General features: G+C 32.4%; 4 protein-coding genes. 3 read left to right on the forward strand and 1 reads right to left on the reverse strand.

What is annotated here, in order from left to right; genetic code table 11:
* Together J6Y29_02415 and J6Y29_02420 are read left to right on the forward strand one after the other, a co-directional pair.
* Positions 1-109 (forward strand): transposase (locus J6Y29_02415; GenBank protein ID MBP5426735.1); only part of this gene is annotated, 109 nt, incomplete at its 5' end.
* A gap of 211 nt (positions 110-320) precedes the next feature.
* On the forward strand, positions 321-773 hold the full coding sequence (locus J6Y29_02420; protein MBP5426736.1) for a hypothetical protein: 453 nt from the start codon (positions 321-323) through the stop codon (positions 771-773).
* Positions 774-945: 172 nt separating this feature from the next.
* On the opposite strand, the gene J6Y29_02425 is transcribed toward J6Y29_02420, so the two are convergent.
* Positions 946-1,194, reverse strand: a complete 249-nt coding sequence (locus tag J6Y29_02425; protein ID MBP5426737.1) for a hypothetical protein — start codon at positions 1,192-1,194, stop codon at positions 946-948.
* A 271-nt stretch (positions 1,195-1,465) separates the two neighbouring features.
* Between J6Y29_02425 and J6Y29_02430 the strand changes: the two genes are divergently transcribed.
* Positions 1,466-3,177, forward strand: a 1,712-nt coding sequence (locus J6Y29_02430) for an ankyrin repeat domain-containing protein (protein MBP5426738.1), incomplete at its 3' end; no start/stop codon positions are given.

Genomic DNA, 3,177 nt, shown 5'->3' on the forward strand with positions numbered 1-3,177 from the left:
TGTTAGGTCGTGGACTTGTCCTGACTGTGGTAAGTATCATGATAGGGATACAAATGCTGCGATAAATATTAGAAATGAGGGCATGAGAATAGTAAATGCCTTAACATAGGAAATAAAGAACCGCAGGGCTTGCGGGGTTAGTTCGTACTGTCTTAGCACATTAGTGCTATCGAAGGAGAACCGACTGTTTGCATGAGTAAGTGCAAAAGGAAGCCCCCACCTCCACACCGAGAATTTTATGACAAAAATTTGAGGTGTAGGTGGGGGAGGATGTCACGGCTTAAATTTAGGATGTGAAATATCTGTAGGAGGGATTAAGTATGAGAAAGAAGCTAATTATAGGAGTAGTTTTAGCGGCGGTTATTTGTACAATTGGTGTAGTGTGGTATGGATACATTAATAGAGGTAGTGGATCGTTTAATCATATGGGTGGAAGTTCAGAAATCATAGTAAACAAAGTAAGGGAAAAAAGTGGCGGTAGTATTGGTGTAGAAGTAAAGGAAGGGGAAAAAATAGTAATAAAATCTTATTTAGAAAAAGGATCAATAAAAATCAAGTTGGGAAAACAGAAAACACCACAAACAGGAAAAGAAACAATTGGAGAATTATTAGATTTGCTGAATGGAAAAGACATTGAACAAATAGTTGAAGGATATAATACATATGAATTTGAAGTTCCAGAAGGAAGCTACTATGGATTTGCTAATATTTTAAAAAAAGCAACGGGAAGAGTTACAATAACAGCAGAAAACAAACAACGGTTGGAGCAGTAAAAAAGCAAGAAAAAAGAAAGGTTTCCCTTATAGTAAAATATTGAATACAGAAACATATGGAACATCTAAAATAGAGAAGGGTTAATTGTCAAACTGAATGCAACATCTTCAAAGTAAGTGCAAAATTTTTTCTATTGGGGGTTGCATTTACTTTGAATATTAACATATCCAACTAAGCATTATTGCTTACTTTCTCAATATAGGCATAAGCAGTAACTTCACCGTTGGACATAATTGTAACAGGTTTTTCAGGAGTAGCATATTGGATATAATCTTCATCATAGTTTTCTATAAATTCTTTTACAATTTCTTGTGTTCTTTTTTCAGCCTCATCATATGAGTTAAATAACTCTAATGACTGCATTTCAGGATCTCCATTATGAGGAAAACAAATAATGTAAATAACACCGTACATAATCATACCACCTTTCTAAAAAAATAAATTAATTATGCCATTTGTCAGCATATCACTCTAAGTCAACTGGACAGTCTACTTTTGGTAGCTCGTGACTTAAGTGGTTTCTGTTCGTATGTACATATATATTATCATGCAGATATAGAATTAGCAAGCACTAATTTGTTGTCTTATACAATCAACAACAAATTATCAACAAAAAGTTGATGAAAAATAAAACTTACTATATAATAAATGTACTAAATTATAGTTTTATTTGAAAAGGGAGTTGAATTGAATGGAAGATTGTACAAATGAGATATTTGAAGCAAGTGTAGCTAAAGATTTAGTGAGGGTAGATAGATTATTAAACCAAGGAGTAGATGTAAATGTAAGTGACGATTTGGGGAGAACTATGTTACACATAGCATGTGAGATGGGAAATATACAAATGATTGAGTTTTTGTTACGGAAAGATGCGAACATAAATAAAAGAGATAATTATGGAACTACTCCGCTAATAGAGGCATGTTTTAAAGAATATGAGGAAGCTATTAAATTATTACTTTCATATGATGTAGATGTTAATTGTACTAATAATAGCGGATATACCCCTTTGAATGTGGTATGCCATAATGGTAACGTTAAGTTAGCTAAGATGTTATTAGACAGAGGAGCAAATGTAAATGAAAAGGATGGAACCGAGTTTATTCCAATAATTATGGCATGTCAACAAGGGAATATCGAAATTGTTGAGTTATTGCTTTCTTATGGTGTAAATTTAAATTGTAGAGATATATATGGATATACTCCACTACATAGAGCGTGCAGTAATGGGAATGAGAAAATTGTTGCGAAATTACTAGAAAAAACTAAAATTGATATAAATGCATTAACTAAAAAAGGAGAGACAGCGTTGTATATAGCTTGTGATAAGGGAAATAAAAATATTGTTTCGTTACTGATATCGAAGGGAGCAGATATAGACGAATTCACTGAAAAGGGTTTTACTGCAATGATTAATGCATATGTTAAGGGGCATAAAGATCTAGTAAAATTTTTGATACAGAAAGGGGCAGATGTAAGCTTAGGTATTTATAAAAAGAATAACTTATTGTATATAGCATGTGCAGATGGAAATATCGATATTGTAGAAGAGATGTTAAAAAGTGAAAGTTTAAATATAGAAAGTTTACTTTATAACAAGAAAATTAACTTTGAAAATAAAATTTTAGAATTATTAAAGGAAAAAATATCATTGCAGGAGAATTTAAAAAAATGTACTCCAAAATTATGTGAACTTAAGAAGATTATTGAGGATGAGTTAGAGGAAAGAAAAGAGAAGATATTTTCTGCATGTATGGATAATGACATAGAAGAAGTGAAGAGGTTATTAGATAAAGGAGTAAATGTAAATGTATGTGACAAATATGGATGTACTTTATTATACCAAGCGAGTACGAAAGGATATGTAGGAATAGTAGAGTTATTGTTAAAAAAGGGTGCAAATATAGAACATGAAGTTCCTCCACATGGATATATAGCATTGATTGATGCATGTAGAATAGGACATAGTACTATAGTAAGACTTTTGATTGAACATGGTGCAGATATAGAACATGGGACGCTAGACGGGAATACGCCATTGATTAATGCATGTAGAAAAGGAGAGTATGATATAGTAAAGCTTTTGCTTGAACATGGTGCAAAAGTAGACCATGAAAATAAAGGAGGATTTAGTGCGTTAAATGTAGCGTGTCAGGAAGGTTATGTTGATATTGCAAAACTTTTGATTAAAGCAGATGCAAATATAGAACATGAAGTTCCTCCATATGGATATACAGCATTGATTGATGCATGTAAGAGAGGTTATTATACTATAGTAAGACTTTTGCTTGAACATGGTGCAGATGGAGAACATGGGACGCTAGACGGGAATACGCCATTGATTAATGCATGTAGAAAAGGAGAGTATGATATAGTAAAGCTTTTGCTTAAACATGGTGCAAA

This window comes from Clostridiales bacterium (assembly GCA_017961515.1).
Lineage (GTDB): Bacteria > Bacillota > Clostridia > Acetivibrionales > RGIG10202 > RGIG10202.